This is a genomic window from Streptomyces sp. LZ34 (assembly GCF_053890475.1).
The window spans coordinates 5491144-5513184 of the sequence record NZ_CM132680.1; the positions used below are offsets into that span (position 1 = coordinate 5491144).

The following is a 22041-nucleotide window of genomic DNA, read 5'->3' on the forward strand; positions in this document are numbered from 1 at the left end:
GGTCAGTGCTTTCCGCCGCCGGACTCGTCGTCGCCGGACCCGTAGCCGCTGTCGTCGGACTCGTAGCCGCTGTCGTCGTCGGCGATGCGTTCCTGCTGCTCGATCAGCTCGGTCACGTCGGCATGAACGGCCTTGACGCTGTCGAGACTCTCCAGCAGCGCGGAGTGCGCCGCCGTTATCGCCAACCCGAGCGACTTGATCGTTCCGATGAGCGTCTGCGTTGTCTTCTCGTCGTCGGGCTGGGTCTTCTCGTAGTAGTCGTCCGGATGGCTGGAGTCGCCGTTCCAGAGCTTGTACCTCTCATGGTCGGCCAGGTACTGCCCCTCCAGGACCCTGGCTCGGTCCCCCAGACCGGCCAGGCCGTTGAGCGCTCCCCGCATCTTGCCCAGGTTCATGTCATAGGTGTCGTCGCTCATGGCCGCCCTCCGGGAACATCCGGGTCCTCGTGGATCTCGTCGCGCAACCGGTCGCTGGACGACCTGCCGCCACCCGCCCGGCGGCCTCCCTCGAACGCCGACCCGAAGAGCCGGTCCCAGTCGACGTCGATGTCCCGGGACCCCGGGACATCGGGATTCGCCGCCATCAGCGGGCGGAAGGTGTCCATCACCCGCTGGGCGACCTGCTGACGGCCCCGCTGGGCCGCCTCCAGCACCGAGGCGGCCAGTTGCGGTCCGGTCATGCTCAGGTACTTGTTGTCCAGGAACGTCAGCCCGCTCAGCTCTCCCTGCGGGCCGATGGTGACCTCGACCGCACGGTCCCGCGAACGGGCCGTCACGTTGTGGTCCGCGAGGTCCTGCTCGGCGCGGGCGATGGCGGCCCTCGTGGCTTCGAGGTGGGCCCTGGCCTGATGGATGCGTTCCGCGTACGGATCGTTCAACTCGCTCAACGGGTGCTCCTCGGGCTGGTCTGGCTGGTCGGGCCGGCTGCACGGTTTGCCGGAACGACGGCGCGGCGGGGGCTCATCGGCCGATCACGGCCGGCGAGCCACCCTCGTCGCTGCCCCACACGTCCTCGTCCTCCGGCACCCACGACTCGCGCTCGCGGTCGTCGGTCTGGGTCGCCACCTGGCCGGGCGACCCGGCCCCGCCCGCGCCGCCCATCGGCGGCATGAACGGGGTGCCGCCACTGGTGATCACGTTCTCGCGCTCGTCGAGAAGCCCGCCACCGGGGCGGCCGGGCCTGGGGGCCGCCCGGCGGTTGCTGACCACATCGCCGCTGTCGATCACGTTGCGGACCCGCTCGGAAGGGCCGCCCTCGCCACCGCCGCCGCCACCGCGTCCGGGCATTGTTCCGGGATTGAGGGGCATGCCGCCGCCCCCCGGTGCCCCGGCCTGGTTCTGGTTGCCGGCATTGGCCGCCGCCTGGTTGTTGCCGTTGCCGTTCTGGTCACCGGGCGACTGGTACGGGTCCTTGTCCCACAGCTCCTCCTCGTACGAGGACGGGTCGTACAGCGAATTGGAGTTGCCGCTTCCGCCGCCCCCGATGTTGCCGAAGTTGGATCCGGGGGACTGTTGCTGGAAGTCCGGGAGTGAGTTGCCGCTTCCGTTCAGGTGCCCCGTGACCGACTTGCCGTCCGGGTCGGTGATCGAGGTGCCGCCGGTGTCCGGATCGATCGTGGTCTTGCTGCCGTCCGGGTACTCCGTGACGACCTGTCCCTGCGGGTCGATGTGCGACCTGCTGCCGTCGGGGTTGTTGAGGACGTTATCGACGTTGAGCGGTCCGGAACGCGTGTGGCCGTCCGGGTCGGAGATGCTGGAAGTCTGGTTGTCCGGATCGATCGTGGTGGTGTGACCGTCCGGGTACTCCGTGACCACCCGGCCGTGAGAGTCAATGTGCGACTCGCTCCCGCCGGGGTTGTGCAGTGAGTCATCGCCGTTCACCGGCCCCGTGATCAGGTCGTGTGACATCGGCGGCAAGTTATCGCCGTTCAGCGCGCCGCCAATTTGGTTGAGCGCCTGCTCCTGCTGTTTCTGGTACTGCTCTTGCTGCTGCTGGTACTGGTCCTGCTGGTATTGCTGCTGTTGTTGCTGCTGCTGGTACTGCTTGTCCTGGTACTCCCGCTGCCGCTGCTGGTACTCCTCGTCCCTCTTCTGCTGCTCTTCCTGTTGCTGCTCCTGCCGCTGTTGCTGCTCCTCCTGGTACTGCTGTTGCTCCTTCTGGTACTGCTCCTGCTTCTTCTCCTGCTCCGCCTGCTTGGCCTCGGCCTCCTTCTCCTTCTGCCCCTGCTCCTTCTGGAGCTGCTCCTGCTCCTTCTCCTGCTCTCTCTGGAGCTGCTCCCGCTCCTTCTCCTGCTCCTTCTGAAGCTGCTCCTGCTCCTTCTCCTGCTCCTTCTGGAGCTGCTCCCGCTCCTTCTCCTGCTCCTTCTGGAGCTGCTCCTGCTTCTGCTCCTTCTGCCCCTGCTCTTTCTGGAGCTGCTCCTGCTCCTGCTTCTGCTCTTTCTGGAGCTGCTCCTGCTTGGCCTCCTGCTCCTTCTGAAGCTGCTCCCGCTCCTTCTCCTGCTCCTTCCGAAGCTGCTCCTGCTCCTTCTCCTGCTCCTTCTGAAGCTGCTCCTGCTCCTTCTCCTTCTGTTCCTGCTTGGCTTCCTGCTCCGCCTGCTTCTGCTCAGCCTCCTTCTCGGCCTCGGCCTGCTTCTGCTCCTGCTCCTTCTCCTTCTGCTCCTGCTTGGCTTCCTGCTCCGCCTGCTTCTGCTCAGCCTCCTTCTCGGCCTCCGCCTGCTTCTGCTCCTGCTCCTTCTCCTTCTGCTCCTGCTTGGCCTCCTGCTCCGCCTGCTTCTGCTCAGCCTCCTTCTCCGCCTCGGCCTGCTTCTGCTCCTGCTCCTTCTCCTTCTGCTCCTGCTTGACCTCCTGCTCCGCCTCCTTCTGCTCCTGCTCCTTCTTCGCCCGCTCCTGCTCGGCCTTCTGCTGAGTCACCTGGTTGATCTGGAACTGCTGCTGCTGTTGCTGGTACTCCTCCTGCTTCTTCTGCTGCTCCTCCTGCTTGGCCTCGGCCTCTTTCTCCTTCTGCTCCTGCTTGGCCTCCTGCTCCGCCTGCTTCTGCTCAGCCTCCTTCTCGGCCTCCGCCTGCTTCTGCTCCTGCTCTTTCTCCTTCTGCTCCTGCTTGGCCTCCTGCTCCGCCTGCTTCTGCTCCTGCTCCTTCTCCTTCTGCTCCTGCTCGGCCTCCTGCTCCTTCTCCTTCTGCTCCTGCTCGGCCTCCTGCTCCGCCTGCTTCTGCTCCTGCTCCTTCTCCTTCGCCGCAGCCTTGGCTTCGGCTTCCTTCTCCTTCTGTTCCTGCTCCTTCTCCTTCTGCTCCTGCTTGGCCTCCTGCTCCTGCATGTACTTCTCCTGCTTGGCCTCGGCCTCCTTCTCCTTCCGCTCCTGCTCAGCCTCGGCCTCGGCCTGCTTCTCCTCCCACTCCTTCTCCTTCTCCTCCTGCTCCTTCCGGTACTTCTCCTCCTTCTCCTCCTGCTCCTTCCGGTACTTCTCCTCCTTCTCCTCCTGCTCCTTCCGGTACTTCTCCTCCTTCTCCTCCTGCTCCTTCTGGTACTTCTCCTGCTTCTCCTCCCACTCCTTCTCCTTCTTCTCCTGATCCTTCTCCTTCTGCTCCGCCTCCTTCTTCTCCTTGTCGGCCACGTCCTCCTCGTGCTCCTTGGACAGGCTGTCCCCGCTCGACGTCTTGATCGTGCCAAGATCGAATACCGAGGGGCTCCACGCGTCGTGCACCGTCCGCAGCGCGAAGTCAGCGTTGTCGACCAGGTTTTCCTCGACGGATTTCTTCCACCGCGCGATCGCCTCCTGGCCGACCGCCTTCCAGGTCTCCAGACTGTTCAGCGGGCCGTAGTTATTGTCGTCGCGATCGACGGCATCCTGGCGGAACTTACCGGTGGCGTGATAGGTGGTTTCCGTTTCGCCCCGGGCACGGGTATGTACTTTGTAGGTGATTTTCGTGATGTTGTGGTCCCACACGTGGTCGGTGATCTCCGACAGCAGGTCGGAGAGGAAACTCAGCGGGTTACCATCCTTTCGTTCCCACGTGGCCCATTCCTGCTGGAGTCCCCGGGCCGCTTTCTTGAACACGTCACCTGCGATCCGGATGGCGTCGCCAGGTACGGAAAACAGCGCACCGTTGCGCAGGTCGTCGGCGTAGTCCTCGTACCGCTTGCTCAGCATGTGGATGAGATGCCAGAAGACGCCGGCTGCCGTGCCCTTCCACGCCTCGTTCTCCTGCATCCCGACCCGCTTGTGCCATTCCTCCAGTTCTGCCTGGCGGTAGGAGTAGAACCGGGCGACGCGATCGAAGGCGCTCGCCGCCCTGCCGAACGACGCCAGATCGACGACCCGTTCGGGGGGCACGGATATTCCGTTCCACTCGAAGCCAGTCGTACCACCGTCGTTATCGAGCAAAGCCTCAAGGGCCCGGCCCGTTCCGTAGGCGTACTGCGTGTGCGGGCCGGTGTCCCACTCCGTCCCGTCGTCCGACTTCTTGAAGTCGTTGTCGTACCTGGCCTCGTTCTTGCCCCCCTCGTACACACCGCCGGTCGGCCTGTCTTCGATGTTGTGGTTGCCCAGGAGCGTGAACCGGGCCTTGTAATAGGTGACTTCGTCTCCCGACGCTTCCTCCTCGGACTCCTCCTCGTCCCCCGTCTTGTAGAAGGGGATCACGAAGTCTGTGTTGCTTATGTTGCGACCCGCGTTATCGATACGCCATTGAAGGTCATCCACATCGACGTAGGTGACGCTCTTCTGCTTGGTGAGTTGCACCTTCATCAGCGGGATGTCGTCGTTGCCGAACCACTCCTCAAACAACGTGTCGATCTTTGGCGCTTCGTAACCGGTGAAATAGTAGATCGCCTGCTGCCAACGATCACTTTCCTTGGAAAACGGCACGGCGGCGCCTCCATCGGGCGGGGGAACGAAGGGGGGTGTGGGGTACTGCGGCACTCAGCCGGGACGACTACCGCTCACTTGTTGTCATGATTCTTCACCATCAGTTTTCGTCGTTCTCGCCATCGCCCCCGCCGGAGCCCGACCCCCCGGAAGTCAGGTCGTCCTCCACGTCTTCGAGGCCGTCGAGGAACTTCTCGCCATCGATCTTGGCCAGGTTGCCATCCTGTGTCTTCAGCAACGTATGGACGGTTTCCCGCAGGTTCTCCTCGATGTCGTCGAACAGCGTCTGCTGTTCCTCGATCATCCCCACGATCTGGTCGATGAGAGCCACCAGGGTCTTGTGCAGGTGCGCCCCGTTGGTCAGCTCCTCCCCATCACCGGTCATGGCGCCGATGGTGAGGGGCAGCTGCGTCCCCGAGGGGATGGGGGGATCCGCGAAATCATGCGGATTCTCCTTCTTCAGGCTGCCCAGCGCGGGAATATCGCCCCTATCCTTGAGGATGTTTTTCAGCTCCACCTGGAAGTCGTGCACATCGACGTTGATGAAGTGCTCCATCCACTCCTTGTTCAACTGGATCGACTTGGCCATCTCACTGCCCCTTCTCGTCGGCCGTTTCTCTCTATGGATGTCCTATGTCGAAACGGGCGACCGCCCACGTTTTTCAACGCGCAGACAGCCGCCCGTGCCGCACCGCGTCTCAGCGGCCGATCTTCACGTTTTCCCAGCTGGCCGTGAGGTTGCGCTGGTTGGTCCGGTAGTTGTCACCGATGTCGTTGAGCAGGCCCGCATGGCTCGCGAGGAGCCGCTTCATCTCCTGGACGGCCTCGTGCCACGCCTTCTGCTTCGTGACGTAGACGTCCCGGTCTTCACCTTCCCAGCTGCTGATGAACTTCTGCAGCTCCGATTCGAGCTGGCTGAGAATCTTGTCGATGTTCTGAGTCTGCAGCCGCATGTCCTCAGCCGCGTTGTCGGTGCCCTTGAAATCGACGTATATGTGCCCGTCGGAGAAGTCCATTGACACAGCACGTACCTCTTTTCACTGCGAGGGGATACGGGGGGATTCGGGACGGAACCGGGTGTCCGTCACCCGGGGTTTCACTCAGCCGTGCAGCGCGTCGAAAATCGCCTTCGACTGCGCGTACTCCTGGTCGACGGCGTCCCTCTGCGAACCCTGCGTCAGATTGTTCGCCCGGAGCGTCTCGTTCAGCGTGTCGATGACGTCGTTGAGGTTCTTCGAGATGATTTCGGCCTGGTCGTCCCACGACTGCAGCAGGTCCTGGTACTTCTGACCGTCGCTGCCCCCGTAGGCACCGCCCACGTTGGACTTCGTGTTCTCGACGTCCTGGCGGCAGACCTGGATGTTGGCGAACGCCTCTTCCGTGGAAGAGATTCCGTTGCGGGTTGCACTCTCTTCTGACCTCGTCAGTTCTGACACGAGATGTCCCTTCGGCTGTTATTCGCCACCAGGCACGGCGCACTGGCGGCCGGCGAGACCAATGACGACGGGCCATCAGCCTGACGGCCCCCTACGGATAGCCCATCTCAAGCAATGCTATGAGGCAGTGAACAGCATTAGCAATCGTTTCCCCCAGGAATTTACAAACGTGACATCGATTTCCCATCCCATAGCCAGTCACGTCACTTAGTGCCAAGAATGCACGTCAATGACAACCTGTCATTTATTCGTTTCACACCGCGGCGCCGAGGATTTACTCCGCCCCATGCTCGCCGCCTGTGGAGTCAGATCCGGACCCGTTGGCAGCATGGCCAGCAGTGAGGACGGAATGGCCTGCGCCTCGCCCTCGCTGTATCCCAGCGCCTTCAGGGAATCGGCCGCGGGCAGCCGGTATTTCATTCCGGTGTCCGTCACCAGGTAAAGCGTGTTGCCGACCTCGCCGCCGCCCGCGCCCAGCACATGCACCAGCGCGCCTCCGCCCGGCCGCACCGTGATCCGGTTGACCGTCACACACGCCGGGACGAGCCCCTCCGGCGGGGCCTGCGTGGTCGGGCCGAGATTCACGTCACGGATCAGGGCCACGCTCACCCGCGTACCGTCGCTCCCGGACTCCACCCCGACGCACGGTGTCCGTCCGGCACCGAGGTCCACCGGCTCCGGCGGGCTCTCCGGTTGCCGCTTCCCCGTCTCCACCTCCGGGGTGTCCGGGGCCAGATGGCCGCTCAGTGCGTCGGCGCCCAGGCTCGCGGCGGACACCGACCCGCCCGCGTACGCCTTCTGCCGGGTGTCCGGATCGCCGAGGAGCAGCGCCGCGCCGGTGGCGGTCAGCGGGGCAAGCCCCTCCCTGCGCAGCAGGTAGTAGCGGGCGGTGCCACCCGGCGCGGCGACCTTGAAGACCTGGCCGACCCGGGTCTGGAGCCCGCCCAGTTCCGGCCCCTGCCCGCCTCGGCCCGGCACGTCCGGCGGGGCCAGATCCGGGCCCGAGGGCAGGGAGTTGAGGAACGCGGCCGAGACCGGCACCGGCTTCGTGGAGCCGTAGCCGAGCGCCTCGGCGGCGTTGGCCTTCTGGTCGAGCCGCAGCCTGCGGCCCTGCCACACCAGGTAGTCCTCCTTGTCGGGCCCGCTCACCAGCAGTCCCTGCCCGGACTTCAGCCCCGCGCCGTCGGCCTTGGCGCCCACGGCCACCGTGGTGCCGGTCGCTCCACTGGTGTTGCCGGAACACACCTGCCACGGGTCGCCGGTCAGGTTGTCGTTGCCCGGCGGCTCGTCGGGGGCGCCGCTGATGCCGACCGGCGAGCCGTGCGGGGTGCCGCGCAGCGACTTGCTCCCGATGGTCATGACCTTCATCTGGTCACCCGCGAGCAGCCGCGCCGAGGTGTAGTTGCGCACCGGGCGCAGCCGTCCGCCCAGGTACAGGTAGTGGGTGCCGGTCTCCTTGTTGACGACCAGCGTGCCCGGGTCCCGCCAGGAGCTCTTCGTGCCGGGTTTGAGCAGGCCGAAGACGAACGCCCCGGCGGAGAGCAGGATCGCGATGAGGACGCTGATGGCCACGGCCCGGTTGGTCCTGCCCTGCGGGCTCTCCGGGGCGTCGGGATCCGCGCGCAGCATGGCGGACGTCAGCCGCCCCATGACGAACATGTGCGCCTGGACCTGATCCCGCTTCGTCTGCATCGGTCACTCCCTTCCGCTTCGGCCGGTCTCGCTCACGCCATCAGCCCGCGCAGGGCGCTGTAGACGCCGAGCGCCCACAGGACCAGGGGCAGCAGGCTGAGCGCCATCAGGTAGTGCAGGATCTCGGCCGCCCGTCCCCAGTACGGGACGAGGCGCCGCCCCGGTACCGTCCAGGAGACGATGGCGATGACCGCCGTGAGGCCGAGCAGTCCGGCGGCCACCAGTGGCCGGCGGTCCGGTGCGTACGACTCCGCGCCGACGAGGATCAGCAGGAGCAGCCCGCCCACGCCGGGGAGGGTCAGCGAGAGCCGCTGCCAGGCGTTGCCCAGACCCCGCGCGTGCAGCATCAGCAGCAGCGACAGCGCCACCACCGTGAGCACCGACGGGAGGTTGGCGTACCAGGCGAGCACCCCGAGGCAGACGGCGCAGGTGGCGCCGACCGCCCCGTACAGCGAACTCATCCAGCCGTCCGCGAGCGCCGTGCGGCCGGCGACCGCCGCGGTCGGGTGCGGGTCGATGCCCTCCTGTAGCTGCTGGGCGTTGGTCGGCAGCGGTGGCACCCGCAGCCCCGACATCCGGAAGGACAGCGAGGGGACGAACGCGCCGAGCACCACCGCCGCCAGGGCGATGATCCCGGCGACATGGTGCGGCGCCAGGTCCGCGGTGATCATGAGAGTCCCGGCGATCGCGCCGAACGCCGCGACCACGCCGGTGCCGAGGAAGAGCGCGGCGTACGCGGCCACCGCGGCGAGCACGACGATCGCGCCGCCCGCGCCCGCCACGCAGGACGCCAACAGCCGGGAGCCCACGACCTCGTTGGCGTGCGCCCCGGTGAGGTCGCCGCCGGGCAGCAGCCATCCGGCGAACGCCAGGTAGGGCGCGGCCATGAAGCCGAGCGTGGCGCCCGCTCCGGCGTCGCCGACCGCGCGGCTCGCCGACCCCGCGCCCGCGACCAGCAGCAGTCCGGTCACGGCGGCGCACAGGGCGCGCACCCCCACGGAGCCGCCGGGCAGGGCGAGCACCACGAGCCCGCCGGTGAGTACGGTCACCGCGAGGCCGAGCAGCAGCCGCCGGCTCGCCTTGGGGGTCCAGCCGTAGGGGCGGGACTGCATGGTGTCGGAGATGCCGGCCACGAGGTCGTCGAGGTGGACCTCGGGCAGCGCCTCGGTGCGCGGCCGGAGGTAGAGCGTCTCGCCGTCGCGCAGATCGTACGAGTCGAGGGTGCGCTCCTCGTCCATCGGCCCGGCGCCGAGGCGCTGCAGCACCCAGCCGCCGTGGTCGATGCCGGCCTCGTCAAGGTCCTCGCCGCCGTAGCCGAGGACGGCGGGCAGCAAGTCGGCCACGGGGACATCGGAGGGCACCGCCAGATCGACGCTCTTGGCGGGCGCGCGGACGGTCAGTCGGCACAGATCGGCAGCCTGGGTGTCGGTCATCTGGCTGGCTTACGCTCCTCCAGGTATTTCGCCGAATGACATCGTGTCACTAAATGACAGAATGGCACTGGACTTCATTGGCAGAATGCCGCTGAACTCCGGGCAGAAGCTCTCACGGTGGCGATACGGGCTGGACCTGCATTCATAGGGCATGGTTCCATCCGAGGGCCTGGGCAATGCACTTACCTTTTGGCAAAGTACACACCTTCTATTGGGCACACAATACTGTTCCATGTCCCCGAGACCGGCGCGCGGCACCCACCGCCCGGGCCCACCGCCCATAGCGTCCGTGCCCACTGCCCGTAACGCCTGTGCCCACCACCCGTAAGGAGACCGTCCGTTGAGTGTGGTCTTGTTCCGCAGGCCGGCCCGCCGCCGCGGCCCGGACATGCCCGAGGGTGAGTTGAACCTCCAGGAGCCGCCCACGCTGCCCGAGGAGGTGCCCGACAGCTCCGCGGTGTGGACGTACCTGCCGATGGCGCTGATGTCGGTGTCGATGATGCTGATGTTCATGCGGCCGGGCATGAGCCGGTCATCCGGAAGCCACTTCATGTACCTGGCCGTCGGCATGATGGTGCTGGCCTCCGGCGCCATGATGCTCGGCCAGATGATGCGCAAGATCAGTGAGCGCAAGCAGCGTCTCAAGGGCGAGCGCCGCGACTACCTGCGCTATCTCACGCAGATCCGGCGCAAGGTGCGCTCCGCGGTCGCCGACCAGCAGAAGGCGCTGGCCTGGCGCCACCCGGAGCCCGCGGCCCTGTGGGCGCTGGTGCGCACCACCCGGCTGTGGGAACGCCGCCCGCAGGACGAGGACTTCGGCGAGGTCCGGGTGGCCGTCGGCGAGCAGAAGCTCGGCCTGCGGCTGACGCCGAACGCCACCACGCCCGTGGAGGACCTGGAACCGCTGGCCGCGCACGCCCTGCGCAGCTTCATCCGGGCGTACTCCACCGTGCCCGAACAGCCCATCGCCATCTACCTGCGGGCCTGGGCGCGGGTCCTGTTCCGCGGCGACGAGGAGCGGATACGCTCCGTCACCCGCGCCGTCGTCGCCCAGTTGGTGACCTTCCACGCGCCCGACGACATATGGGTGGCGCTGTGCGTGTCCGACGAGCGGCGGGCGGACTGGGAATGGGTGAAGTGGCTGCCGCACAACCTCCACCCCCAGGAGAGCGACGGCGCGGGCCCGGCCCGCATGTGCGTCTCGGCCTTCAACGAGCTGGAGGACCTGCTCGGCGCCGAGTTCCTGGAGCGGCCGGCCTTCGACCCGGACGCGGTGGCCGGGCGCGAGGAGCCGTTCACCGTGATCGTGGTGGACGGGGGGAGCGTCCCCAGCGGGCACCGGCTGGACGGGCCTGGCTTCCGCAACGCCGTCGTGCTGGACCTGAGCGGCGCGCTGACCTGGCGCCCCGGCCGGGTCACGCTCCGCTTCGAGGTCTCCGAGCAGGACTTCACGCTGGTCCGCACCGACCGGGAGCGCAAGGAGCAGCCCACGCGACTCGGCCGCCCCGACCGGTTCGGGCCGGTGGGCGCCACCTCGCTGGCCAAGCGGATCGCCCCGTATCGGATGGGTATGGGCAGTGAGGTCGCCGAACCGCTGGCGGCCAATGTGGAGTTGACCACACTGCTGGGGATCAGCGACCTGCGCCGGCACGACCCGGCCACGCTGTGGCAGCGCAACACCGGCTCCGCCCGGCTGCGGGTGCCGATCGCGGTGTGCGCCGACGGCACCCCGCTGGAGCTGGACATCAAGGAGTCCGCCCAGGGCGGCACGGGTCCGCACGGCATGCTCATCGGCGCCACCGGCTCCGGCAAGAGCGAGCTGCTGCGCACCCTGGTGCTGGCGCTCGCGCTGACGAACTCCTCCGAAACGCTCAACTTCGTCCTGGTCGACTTCAAGGGCGGCGCGACCTTCCTCGGCCTGGACGAGCTGCCGCACACCTCGGCGGTGATCACCAACCTGGCGGGCGAGGCGGGGCTGGTCTCCCGGATGCAGGACGCCGTGCACGGCGAGCTGATGCGGCGGCAGGAGCTGCTGCGGGCGGCGGGCAACTACACCTCCGCGCTGGACTACGAGAAGGCGCGGGCCTCCGGCACCCCGCTCCGGCCGCTGCCCAGCCTGTTCATCGTCGTTGACGAGTTCAGTGAGCTGCTCGCCGCGCACCGCGAGTTCATGGACCTGTTCGTGATGATCGGGCGGCTCGGGCGGAGCCTGGGCGTGCATCTGCTGCTCGCCTCGCAGCGGCTCGACGAGGGCCGGATGCACCAGCTGGAGAGCCATCTGTCGTACCGCATCGGGCTGCGCACGTTCTCCGCCATGGAGAGCCGCGGCGTGCTCGGCGTGCCCGACGCCTACCAGCTGCCGCCGCGGCCCGGCAGCGGCTATCTGAAGTCCGGTGTGGAGGCGCTGACCCGGTTCCGCGCTGCGTACGTCTCCGGCCCGTACCAGGAGCGGCGGGCCGGGGCGAACCAGGCCCGGGTGGCCAGCCAGACCGTGCCGTGGACCTCCGGTTACGTGGTGCCGCGCCAGGTGCCCGACCTGCCCGAGCCGGAGCCCGAGGAGGAGTTCGAGGAGACGGGGGACACGCTGCTGTCCGTCGCGGTGGAGCGGCTGCTCACCGCGGGGCCGCCCGCCCACCAGGTGTGGCTGCCGCCGCTGGACCTGCCCGCGACCCTCGACCAGGTGCTGCCGCCGCTCACCCCCGACCCCGACCTGGGGCTGACCACCGTCGGCTGGCCGGGGCGGGGGCGGCTGACCGTCCCGATCGGCATCGTGGACAAGCCCTTTGAGCAGATGCGGGACCTGCTGACGATCGACCTGTCGGGCGTCGGCGGGCACGTGGCCATCGCGGGCGGCCCGCAGAGCGGCAAGTCCACCCTGGTGCGCACCATCCTCACCACGCTCGCGCTCACCCACACCCCGCGCGAGGTGTCGTTCTTCTGCCTGGACTTCGGCGGCGGCACGCTGGCGGGCCTGGCGGAGCTGCCGCACACGGCCGGGGTGGCGGCGCGGCTGCACACCGAGCGGGTGGGCCGGACGATCGCGGAGGTCAACTCGCTGCTGGCCGCGCGCGAGCGGTACTTCCTCGACCACGGCATCGACTCCATGGCCACCTTCCGGCGCCGCCGGGCCGCCGGGGAGCTCGCGGACCAGCCCTACGGGGATGTGTTCCTGGTCATCGACGGCTGGTCGACGGTGCGGCAGGACTTCGACCGGTACATCCAGACGTTCAACTCGATGGCCGCCCGCGGCCTCAGCTACGGCATCCACCTGATCGTCACCACCGCCCGCTGGGTGGAGTTGTCCGCGGGCGTGCGCGACCAGGCCGCCACCCATCTGGAGCTGCGGATGGGTGACGCGATGGACTCCGAGATCAACAGCCGCCGCGCGGCCGGCGTGCCGCGGCTGCCCGGCCGCGGTCTGACCCGGGACGGCATGCTGCACTACCTCTCCGCGCTGCCCCGCATCGACGGCGTGGAGAGCGCGGAGGACCTGGCGGACGGGGTCGCCGGCATGGTCGCGGCGGTCAAGGAGAGCTGGCCGGGGCCGCGGACCCCGCAGGTGCGGATGTTGCCGACCAGGCTGCCGGTCTCCCAGCTCCCGCCGCCCGAGGGCGACCTGCGGATGCCGATCGGCCTGGAGGAGGACGAGCTGTCCACGGTGTGGCACGACTTCAGCGAGTCCCCGCACATGATCGTCGTCGGCGACACCGAGAGCGGCAAGACCAACATGCTGCGGCTGACGGCCAAGGCGATCATGGAACGGTACACGCCCGCCGAGGCGAGGATCATGGTCGTGGACTACCGCCGCACCCTGGTGGAGGCCATCCCCGACGAGTACCGCCTCGGCCACGCGGTCTCCGTCGACGCGCTGCGCGACATGATCGGCGGGGCGGCCCCGGCGGTCAAGGAGCGGGTGCCGGGCCCGGACATCGCCCCGGGCCGGATGAAGCTGTGCGACTGGTGGACGGGCCCGCGGCTGTTCATCCTGGTCGACGACTACGACATGGTGGGCGGCGACTCGATGAACGCGCCGTTCGACCCGCTGCTGGCGCACCTCGCGCTCGGCTACGAGGTCGGGCTGCACCTGGTCGTGGCCCGCTCCGCGGCGGGCGCCTCGCGCGGCCTCAACGACCGCCTGCTGCGGCGGATGCTGGAGGTCAACACCCCCGGTCTGCTGCTGTCCTGCCCGCCGGCGGAGGGCTACCTCTTCGGCAATATCAAGGGCCGGGTACTGGCGGCGGGGCGGGCCACGCGCATCGCCCGCCGCAAGACGACGCAGGTGCAGACCGCGCTGGTTGACGAGGCGTAGGGCGCGGGTGCGCATGAGCGGAGCCTGGAAAGGCCATTGCCCCCCGGACCGCGTTCCGGGGGACGAACGCGTCAGGAGGGCGACGGTGTTTCGGGGGAGGAGCGAACCTCCGCCCGGCAGGGGCCGGCTAGCGCACGAACAGGTCCCAGACCTTCTCCCGGCCCTGGACAATCTTCCCGTTGCAGTTGAACTGGGTGATACGGCCCTGCTGGGCCAGCGTGTTCCCGGCCGTCTGGCAGTCCACGGCCGACTTGTAGGTCGAGAAGTAGCGGTACTGGGGGGTCTCGGCGGAGGCGGAGCCCGCGGTGAGCGGGATGGTCACTATCGCGGCACCGATCGAGAGAGCGGCAAGCGCACGAGAACGCCAGGAGTTCATGTTTTCCTCAGCTTTCGTCAACGACACTTAGTGACACATATTCAGTGAATGCATCGCCATGGGGTGGCGACGGGAAAAGCATACGACTCGCCAATTCCCAGACGGCTTACGGTCGTCACGAAATAGTAACGAAAAGACGCGCGACGGAGCCGAGGGGAGACCGCCATTCGGCTGCCCGATTGCCTTTGCAGGACTGCCCGAAAAGGGGTCGGCGACGAGCCGGCGATTACCGGAAAAAAGCGCGGTGGGCCGTCCATGAGGGCGAGGAGGATGCCCGTATGGGAGTGAGAGACTGCCCGAAGGGGGCTGGAATTCCAAAGAAGCGGACACCGGGGCAGCGGCCCTCAGGAACCCCCGGTCTCCGCGGGCTCCCGGTCCCGCGCGCCCCCCGGGCGCCAGCGCCGGGCCCGGCCGCGGGGGATCACCACGGCCCCGGCGGCCACCAGCAGCAGCAGGCCGCCGCCCGCACCCGCGATGATCAGGGCGCGATGGCGCGGCTCGGGGGAGGCGGCCGGGGGGACGTGCGCGGCCGCCGGCTTCGGGGTGGCGCCCTGCTTGTCGGTGAGCAGCGAACTCACCGCCGCGTACGGGTCCACCCGTGGCGTTTCCGACGGATACGCGGCCACCGTCAGCTGCCGTGCGGCCTCGGCCGCGGACATCTCCGGGTACCGGGCCCGTACCAGCGCCGCCGCCCCCGCGACGTGCGCGGCGGCGAGCGAGGAGCCCGAACCGATGTAGTGGCCCGAGCCCTTGGGCCCGACGCTGACCACCGCGTCACCGGGCGCCGCCAGATCCGCGCCGTCCAGCGCGGGCGCGCTGTCGGGGCGCCGGCCGTCCGGGCCGTAGTCGATGACCGAGAGCACGCCGGGTGCGGACGCGGGCCAGTACCAGGGCGCGGGCTCGACCGCCTTGCCCGTGTTCCGGTCCCTGGGGAGGAAGTCCGGGCCGACCGGGGCGACCACCAGCGCGTCGTGCTCGGCCGCGTACGCCACGGCCTTGGTCAGTTCGGCCTTCCCCGTCGCCAGCGCCCGCCCGACGTAGATGACGTCGGCCCCCTTGTCGGCCGCGGTGCGGATGCCCGCCGCGAGGGTCGCGGCGGTGGTCTCGCCACGCGTCTGCGTCCCGCGCACCGCCAGGATCCGCGCCCCGGGCGCGACCCCCGCCACGCCCACGCCCTCGCCGGGCGCCGCCGCGATCAGGCCCGCGGCGAAACTGCCGTGGCCCACGCAGTCCTCGCCCGCGTCGCCGACCGCGGTGACCCGGCCGGACAGCGCCGGGATGTCCGTACCGACACCGGAGTCGACCACGGCGACGGTCACACCGGCGCCCTGGGACAGCTCCCAGGCCCGGCCGAGCCCGAGCGTGGACCGGGACCAGGTCGCGTCCTCGGCCTTCGCGGTGGACGCCTTCGCGCACGGGTCGTCGGACGCCAGCACGGAGGCGACGGCGGGCAGTTCCACCGAGTCCGGGCCCGGGTCCGCGGCGGCGGGGGTGGCGGCGGTGGCGAGCGGAGCCACGGCCAGCGCGGCGGCGGCGACCGCCCGCGCCACCGGATGACGGTGAGAGAGAGCACGTCGCATGGCGCGCATGATACGTGGCCCGGGGGCGGCCCACCCCAAGGTGGGCGATTTACCCATATAGAGACGTTTAACTTGATAGTTCGGTTTACCTGGATAGTGCGTTCCCTCTGGCCGGGAAATCGGCATAGATCCCTGGCTGACCACGACCGGACTCCCGTAGCCTTCATCACGCGCGCGTGCCGTTCCGACCGCGCCATCAGCCGGGCCGGGCCACCAGCGGCCCGGTCGCGGCAACCGCGGCCCACCCGCAGGTCATCGAGGCGCGGCGGGCACCACAACAAGGAGGTCCCAGCGTGTCACGGCAGTTGCTCACGGTCGGCCCGGACCACACGGAGAACTTCCGGACGATCGGCGAGGCCCTGGCGAAGGCGCGCACGGGAGCGGTCATCCGCGTCAAGCCCGGCCGCTACCGCGAGAACCTCACGGTCAGGACACGGCTCACCATCGTCGCCGACGGCGACCGCGGCAGCGTGGAGATCTGCCCGCCGCGCGGCACCGCCGTGGTGCTCGTCGCGGACGCCGTGATGCTCACCGACCTGATGCTGCGCGGCGGCAGTGAGGACCTGCCGGTGGTGGACGCGCCGCGCGGCCAGGTCGCCATGGACGGTTGCACCGTCGTCGGCTCCGGCTGGACGGCGCTCCTCGCCCGCGAGAACGGCTCACTGGCCATGCGCGGCTGCCGGGTCTCCAACCCCAAGGGCGCGGGCGTCGTGGACACCGCCCCCACCGGCAGCGTCATCGACGACTGCCTGATCGAGCACCTGGGCACCTCCGCCGTCGTCCTCAGCGAGCAGGCCCAGACCACCGTGCGCGGCTGCCGGATGCGCGACGCCAAGGGCAACGGCCTGCTCGCCAACGGCGAGGCGCAGGGCCGGGTCGAGAACTGCGACATCTCCGGCACCGAGAAGCCCGCCATCGCCCTGGAGGGCCGGTGCGCCACGCACGTGGCGCGCACCCACGTGCACGACACCTCCGTCGGCGTCTACGTCACCAGCGCCGCCCGGCCGGTGCTGGAAGAGGTCACCGTCAGCGACACCACAGGACCCGGCATCGTGCTCGCCCAGAGCGCCGACCCGGAGCTGCTGCGCTGCGGCACCGCGCGTACCAAGGGCAACGGCCTCGCGGTCACCGAGCGTTCCCGGGGCACGTTCCAGGACTGCTCGTTCGACGCCGCGGCCTCCTCCGCGATCCGCGTCGTCGGCTCCAGCGCCCCGCTGCTCTCCGACACCACCGTGCGCGACTGCGCCGACGCGACGGCGGCCGTCCTGCTGTCCGAGGACGCCTCGGCCGAGTTCGACCGCCTGGAGGTGGTGGACGCGGCCGGCGTCGCCGTCTCCATACGCACCGGGGCCAACCCCCTGCTGCGCAAGGCCCATCTCCTCGCCCCCGGCGGCCACGGCGTGGAGGTCACCGAGGACGGCCGAGGGCGCCTGGAGGACTGCACGGTCGAGCGCTCCGCAGGAGCGGGCATCCGCGCCGTCAACGGCGGCGCCCCCGAGATCACCGGCACCGTGCTGCGCTCGACGGCCCAGGCCGCCGTCTGGGTCGGCACGGGGGGCCGCGCCACCGTGCGGGACTGCCAGATCCACGCGGGCACCGCCACGGGGCTCCACGTGGAGAGCGGCGCCGAACTCTCCGCCAACCGCACCCAGGTGACCGAGGCCGGGGCACACGGCGTGCTCGTCGCCAACGGCGGCCGGGCCGTGCTCGACGCCTGCCAGATCAGCGGCAGCACCGGCGACGGCATCCGCGTCGACAGCTCCGAGCAGGTCACCCTCACCGACTGCGCCGTGCGCGACAACCGCGGCGCGGGCCTGAAGCAGACCCGCGCGACCGAGCGCCTCACCGTCCAGGGCCTGAACAGCAGCGGGAACGCCGCCCCCGACGCCTGGGGCGAGACCGCCGGGGACCTGGCCCAGGAGGGCAAGGCCGCCGCCCGCCCCGGCGAGAAGAAGCCCGAAGGCCCGCTGGCGGAGCTGGAGTCGCTGATCGGCCTCGCCGACGTCAAGCACCAGGTGCGCACCCTGGTCAACGTCAACCAGCTCGCGCAGCGCCGGGCCAGCCTCGGCATGCCCGTCCCGCAGATGAGCCGCCACCTGGTCTTCTCCGGCGCGCCCGGCACCGGCAAGACCACCGTGGCCCGGCTCTACGGCGGCATCCTCGCCGAGCTCGGCGTGCTGCGCTCCGGGCATCTGGTAGAGGTCTCCCGCGCCGATCTGGTCGCCCAGATCATCGGCGGTACGGCCATCAAGACCACCGAGGCGTTCAACGAGGCGCTCGGCGGCGTGCTGTTCATCGACGAGGCGTACACGCTGCTGTCCGACAGCAGGGGCTCCGGTGCCGACTTCGGCAAGGAGGCCATCGACACGGTGCTGAAGCTGATGGAGGACCACCGCGACGAGGTCGTCGTCATCGCCGCCGGATACACCGACGAGATGAGCTCGTTCCTCGCCTCCAACCCGGGCCTGGCCTCCCGCTTCACCCGCACCATCGAGTTCGCCAACTACTCGGTGGAGGAGCTGGTGACCATCACCGAGTCCATGTGCGCGGCGCACCGCTACGAGCTGGCCCCGAGCACCCTGGACGCCCTCGCCCGGCACTACGAGCGGATGCCGCGCGACGCCACGTTCGGCAACGGCCGCGCGGCCCGCCAGGTCTTCGAGGAGATGGTCGACCGGCAGGCGTTTCGGCTCGGCTCCATGGCCAACCCCGCCGAGGCCGACCTCACCCTGCTGCTGCCCGAGGACGTCGCGGACGAGTCGGCGGACGCGGCGGGCGCGGGCGGCGGCCGCAGCTCCGAGGAACTGCTCGCCGACCTCGACGCCATGATCGGTCTCCAGGCCGTCAAACGCGAGGTCACCGACCTGGTCAACCTGCTGTCGGCCACCAAGCAGCGGCAGGCCGTCGGCCTGCCCACCCCGAAAATCAGCCACCACCTGGTCTTCTCGGGCCCGCCCGGCACCGGCAAGACCACCGTGGCCCGGCTCTACGCCGATCTGCTGCTCTCCCTGGGCGTGCTGGCCACCGGCCAGCTGGTGGAGGTGGCCCGCGCCGACCTGGTCGGCCGCTACGTGGGCCACACCGCGCAGCTCACCAAGGAGGTCTTCGAACGCGCCCTGGGCGGGGTGCTGTTCATCGACGAGGCGTACACCCTCACCCCCGAGGGCGCCGGCTCCGACTTCGGCCGCGAGGCCGTCGACACGCTGCTGAAGCTCATGGAGGACCACCGCGACGACGTCGTCGTCATCGTCGCGGGCTACACCGAGGAGATGGCCCGCTTCCTCGCCTCCAACCCGGGCCTGGCCTCGCGCTTCTCCCGCACGGTGGACTTCGAGCACTACTCCACGGACGAACTGGTCGAGATCATGAGCCGCCACGCCACGGCCTCGGGTTACGACTGCGCACCGGAGACGGTCGAGGCGCTGCTCCAGTACGTGGCCGGGCTGCCGCGCGACCGCTCGTTCGGCAACGCCCGTACGGCCCGCCAGATCCTGGAGGCGATGATGACGCAGCAGGCCCGGCGGATCGGCACGATGGCCGCACCGGGCCTGGAAGACCTGCGGCTGCTGCTGCCGGGCGACCTCCCGACGGACACGCGGCAACCGGCGAACTGACGGCGGGCTGACGGTCCGGGCCGCGCGGGCAGTCGGCTACCGCGGGTCCGGCTGTCCGCCCAGGTGGCGGGCGAGGAAGTGGTCGGCCGCGCGGTACGCGTCGATGGTGTTCTCCGGGTGCACAAAGCCGTGGCCCTCGTCGTCCCGCACCAGATACGTGACCTCGGCGCCCCGGGCCCGCAGCGCCTCGACGAGCCGGTCGGACTCGGCCTTGACGACCCGGGCGTCGTTGCCGCCCTGAACGACCATCAGCGGCGTACGGATCTCGTCCACCTGGCTGATCGGCGAACGCGCACGCAACCGCGCCTGCTGCTCCGGGTCGTCGGGGTCGCCCGCGTAGCGGTACCAGTTGTTGAGCAGGTACGGCTTCGCGGAGTCCGGCACCGTGCGCAGGAAGCTGACAAGGTTCGACGGGCCGCAGAAGTCGATCGCGGCGGCGAAGATGTCAGGGGTGAAGGCGACGCCGACCAGGGCGGCGTAACCGCCGTAGGAGCAGCCGACGATCGCGGCCCGGTCCCGGTCGGCGAACCCCTCCTTGACGGCCCAGTCGACCGCGTCGACGAGGTCGTCGTGCATCTTTCCGGCCAGCTCCCCGATGCCGGCCTCGCAGAACGCCTTGCCGTAGCCGGTCGAGCCGCGGAAGTTGACCTGGAGCACCGCGTAACCGCGGTTGGCCAGCAGCTGCGCGACGGGGTGGAACCCCCAGCCGTCGCGGGTCCACGGCCCGCCGTGGACCATCAGCACCAGCGGCAACCCGGTCGGCTCGACCCCCACGGGCAGCGTCAGGTAGGAGGGGAGGGCCAGCCCGTCGCGCGCGGGGATCGTGACCGGCGTCATGGGGGCGAGGACCTCGGGGGCCAGGTGCGGATACGACCGGAACAGCTCCCGGCTCTCGCCCGTGGAGTGGTTGTAGTAGTAGGTGATGCCGGGGGCCCGGTCATGGGTGAAGCTGGCCACCCAGCGCTGCCCGCACACGTCGGACGACACGGCGGCCAGGTCGCCGTCGGACAGCTTCTCCAGGTTCTCCAGCACGGTGGCGAAGTGCGGGTCCAGCGGGTGGATCACCTGTCGCTCGCCGAGGTAGCGCACCCCGATCAGCTCTCCGGTACACCAGTCGAGGATGAGCGGCGACGGCAGCTCGGGGCAGACGGTGGAACGCGTGTCGAGGTCGTACACCGGGTGGCTGTCGACCTCGGTCTCCGCACCCGTGACCAGATCGAGCCGCACCAGCCGGGTCCGGTCGCTGCCCCGGCTGGAGCCGATCCACGCGCCGGTGCCGTCCGGGGTGAGCTGGAACGGCTGGATGCCCATCGGGTAGTCGGCACCGTCGAACGTCCTGACCGGACGCGGTGTCCCCGTCCTGACGTCCCACTGCGACAGCTCGATGTGGCCGTCGGGCGTGAGGGCAGAGACGTACACCTCGCGGTCGGGCGTGCAGATCAAGTCGCCGACCAGGCCGGGGTTCTTGGCCAGCACCGTCAGCTCGCCCGTGGCGATGTCGAGTTCGTAGAGGTCGAACTCCGCGGGTTCTCTGCCGTTCAGCCTCAGGATCGCCTTCCCCGGCCAGGAGGCGGGCATCTCAAGACCCATGGCCCGGGCCCCGGGGAAGGGGGTGAGGTCGACCGCCTCGGCATCCGGGTTCTCCAGGTCGACTCGGTAGATGTGCCAGTTCTCGTCCCCGTCGCGGTCCTGCTCGTACAGCAGCCAGCGCGGATCGTCCGTCCAGTGGTAGGCGCGCACGCTGCGGCGGGCATCCGTGGTGACGCAGCGCGGATGCTCGCCCGTGCCGATGCCTGTCACCCATACGTTCAGCCGGTTCCGCCACGGTGCCAGGTAGGCGATTCTGGTGCCGTCGGGCGAGATCGAGGCGCCGGTGCGGACAGGCGTGCCGAGGAAGTCCTCGACGGTGAGTTGCGGGATCTCATACGCGGTGGCGGGCATACAGCCCACCCCTTCCTTCTCAAGTCGTCCGAAATTGCTCGGAATCATCCCTGCTTGGTCAGGCGATGGGGTCGCCGACGGCCCCGCCGGTGGCCGCGCGGATCGCATGGGCGAACCGCCCGGCGACAGCCTTCATGTCGGACAGTTCCGTGGCGCCGGGGCCGGCGCCGGCAAGGAAGGCGACGCCGATCTGCTCGTCCAGCACCCGCACCACCGCGGCGGCGGCCGCGGCGTGCAGCCGCACCTCCAGATCACTGACCGGGCTCCCCAGCCGGTCGCCGATGATCACGCGCATCTGCTGTTCGGTCTGGTCGCAGGCCATCAGCCAGGCCGTGCGCAGCGCCGGTTCGGTGTCGGCGAGCCGGATCATCTTCATCGCCAGCATCTCGTCGGCCAGATCGACCGGCGGCGTCTCGTGCTGGAGCCGGACCAGTTCCCCCGCCAGGTGGTCTTCGAGGGAACTGTCCTTCGGCCAGCTGTGCAGCACGCTCATCAAGGTGACGACGCCCTGCATGACGATCGGTTCGGCGCAGGCTTCCTTGCTGCGGAAGTGCCGCCAGATGGTGCGCGTGGACAACCCCACCGCATCGGCGATCTGGTCGCCGCTGGTCGCGGCCACGCCCTGCTTCCAGAACAGGCGCGCCGCCTCCCGGGAGATCTCCAGCCGCAGCCGCGTACGCCGCCGCTCGCTCATCCCTCCCGCAGGACGCCTCTCCGTCGCCATTGCAGTCATCAACCCTTCTCCCTCTCCGTTCGCAAGCGGCATGACGTCGCCAAGTGAGCCGATGCGCGCTGGTG

General features: G+C 69.3%; 14 protein-coding genes. 2 read left to right on the forward strand and 12 right to left on the reverse strand.

What is annotated here, in order from left to right; all coding sequences use genetic code 11:
- Window positions 1–2 precede the first annotated feature (2 nt).
- The 8 genes from ACWY4P_RS21785 to eccD form a co-directional block, all read right to left on the reverse strand.
- Window positions 3–416, reverse strand: coding sequence for a hypothetical protein (locus ACWY4P_RS21785; protein WP_014173167.1), 414 nt, complete (start codon window positions 414–416; stop codon window positions 3–5).
- Window positions 413–886 (reverse strand): YbaB/EbfC family nucleoid-associated protein, encoded by a 474-nt coding sequence (locus tag ACWY4P_RS21790; RefSeq protein ID WP_014173168.1) that lies wholly within the window; start codon window positions 884–886, stop codon window positions 413–415. The genes ACWY4P_RS21785 and ACWY4P_RS21790 overlap by 4 nt, the downstream gene beginning before the upstream one ends.
- Window positions 887–959: 73 nt before the next feature.
- Window positions 960–4862: an AAWKG family protein gene (locus tag ACWY4P_RS21795; protein ID WP_456212219.1), complete on the reverse strand. Its 3903-nt coding sequence runs from the start codon at window positions 4860–4862 to the stop codon at window positions 960–962.
- Between the two features lie 100 nt (window positions 4863–4962).
- Window positions 4963–5451: a type VII secretion system-associated protein gene (locus tag ACWY4P_RS21800; protein ID WP_014173173.1), complete on the reverse strand. Its 489-nt coding sequence runs from the start codon at window positions 5449–5451 to the stop codon at window positions 4963–4965.
- A gap of 109 nt (window positions 5452–5560) precedes the next feature.
- Window positions 5561–5878 carry a WXG100 family type VII secretion target gene (locus ACWY4P_RS21805; RefSeq protein WP_456212220.1) on the reverse strand — a complete coding sequence of 106 codons (318 nt, stop codon included), beginning with the start codon at window positions 5876–5878 and terminating at the stop codon, window positions 5561–5563.
- 84 nt (window positions 5879–5962) lie between these two features.
- Window positions 5963–6298, reverse strand: a complete 336-nt coding sequence (locus tag ACWY4P_RS21810; protein WP_456212221.1) for a hypothetical protein — start codon at window positions 6296–6298, stop codon at window positions 5963–5965.
- 240 nt (window positions 6299–6538) lie between these two features.
- Entirely contained in the window at window positions 6539–7990 is a 1452-nt protein-coding gene (eccB, locus tag ACWY4P_RS21815; RefSeq protein ID WP_456212222.1) for a type VII secretion protein EccB, read from the reverse strand.
- A 32-nt stretch (window positions 7991–8022) separates the two neighbouring features.
- A complete protein-coding gene (gene eccD, locus ACWY4P_RS21820; RefSeq protein WP_456212223.1) occupies window positions 8023–9423 on the reverse strand; it encodes a type VII secretion integral membrane protein EccD in 1401 nt (466 codons plus the stop codon).
- Window positions 9424–9769: 346 nt separating this feature from the next.
- Here eccD and eccCa point away from each other — a divergent pair, with 346 nt between their 5' ends.
- Complete coding sequence (eccCa, locus tag ACWY4P_RS21825) at window positions 9770–13732, forward strand: type VII secretion protein EccCa (protein WP_456213014.1); 3963 nt, start codon at window positions 9770–9772, stop codon at window positions 13730–13732.
- 127 nt (window positions 13733–13859) lie between these two features.
- Here eccCa and ACWY4P_RS21830 read toward each other — a convergent pair whose 3' ends face one another.
- Window positions 13860–14108, reverse strand: coding sequence for a hypothetical protein (locus tag ACWY4P_RS21830; protein ID WP_456212224.1), 249 nt, complete (start codon window positions 14106–14108; stop codon window positions 13860–13862).
- Window positions 14109–14452: 344 nt separating this feature from the next.
- A complete protein-coding gene (locus ACWY4P_RS21835) occupies window positions 14453–15688 on the reverse strand; it encodes a S8 family serine peptidase (protein WP_456212225.1) in 1236 nt (411 codons plus the stop codon).
- 293 nt (window positions 15689–15981) lie between these two features.
- Here ACWY4P_RS21835 and ACWY4P_RS21840 point away from each other — a divergent pair, with 293 nt between their 5' ends.
- Window positions 15982–19302: a right-handed parallel beta-helix repeat-containing protein gene (locus ACWY4P_RS21840; RefSeq protein ID WP_456212226.1), complete on the forward strand. Its 3321-nt coding sequence runs from the start codon at window positions 15982–15984 to the stop codon at window positions 19300–19302.
- Window positions 19303–19338: 36 nt separating this feature from the next.
- Here the strand turns inward: ACWY4P_RS21840 and ACWY4P_RS21845 are convergent, their stop codons facing one another.
- A complete protein-coding gene (locus tag ACWY4P_RS21845; RefSeq protein ID WP_456212227.1) occupies window positions 19339–21243 on the reverse strand; it encodes an alpha/beta fold hydrolase in 1905 nt (634 codons plus the stop codon).
- 58 nt (window positions 21244–21301) lie between these two features.
- Window positions 21302–21937, reverse strand: a complete 636-nt coding sequence (locus ACWY4P_RS21850) for a TetR/AcrR family transcriptional regulator (RefSeq protein ID WP_456212228.1) — start codon at window positions 21935–21937, stop codon at window positions 21302–21304.
- Between the last annotated feature and the right edge of the window lie 104 nt (window positions 21938–22041).

Bases quoted from the DNA above. Each gene is read 5' to 3' on its own strand.
- ACWY4P_RS21830 (WP_456212224.1), bottom strand. From the start codon at position 14,108: ATGAACTCCTGGCGTTCTCGTGCGCTTGCCGCTCTCTCGATCGGTGCC.
- ACWY4P_RS21800 (WP_014173173.1), bottom strand. From the start codon at position 5,451: ATGGCCAAGTCGATCCAGTTGAACAAGGAGTGGATGGAGCACTTCATC.
- ACWY4P_RS21850 (WP_456212228.1), bottom strand. From the start codon at position 21,937: ATGAGCGAGCGGCGGCGTACGCGGCTGCGGCTGGAGATCTCCCGGGAG.
- ACWY4P_RS21845 (WP_456212227.1), bottom strand. From the start codon at position 21,243: ATGCCCGCCACCGCGTATGAGATCCCGCAACTCACCGTCGAGGACTTC.
- ACWY4P_RS21785 (WP_014173167.1), bottom strand. From the start codon at position 416: ATGAGCGACGACACCTATGACATGAACCTGGGCAAGATGCGGGGAGCG.
- ACWY4P_RS21805 (WP_456212220.1), bottom strand. From the start codon at position 5,878: ATGGACTTCTCCGACGGGCACATATACGTCGATTTCAAGGGCACCGAC.
- eccD (WP_456212223.1), bottom strand. From the start codon at position 9,423: ATGACCGACACCCAGGCTGCCGATCTGTGCCGACTGACCGTCCGCGCG.
- ACWY4P_RS21835 (WP_456212225.1), bottom strand. From the start codon at position 15,688: ATGCGACGTGCTCTCTCTCACCGTCATCCGGTGGCGCGGGCGGTCGCC.
- eccB (WP_456212222.1), bottom strand. From the start codon at position 7,990: ATGCAGACGAAGCGGGATCAGGTCCAGGCGCACATGTTCGTCATGGGG.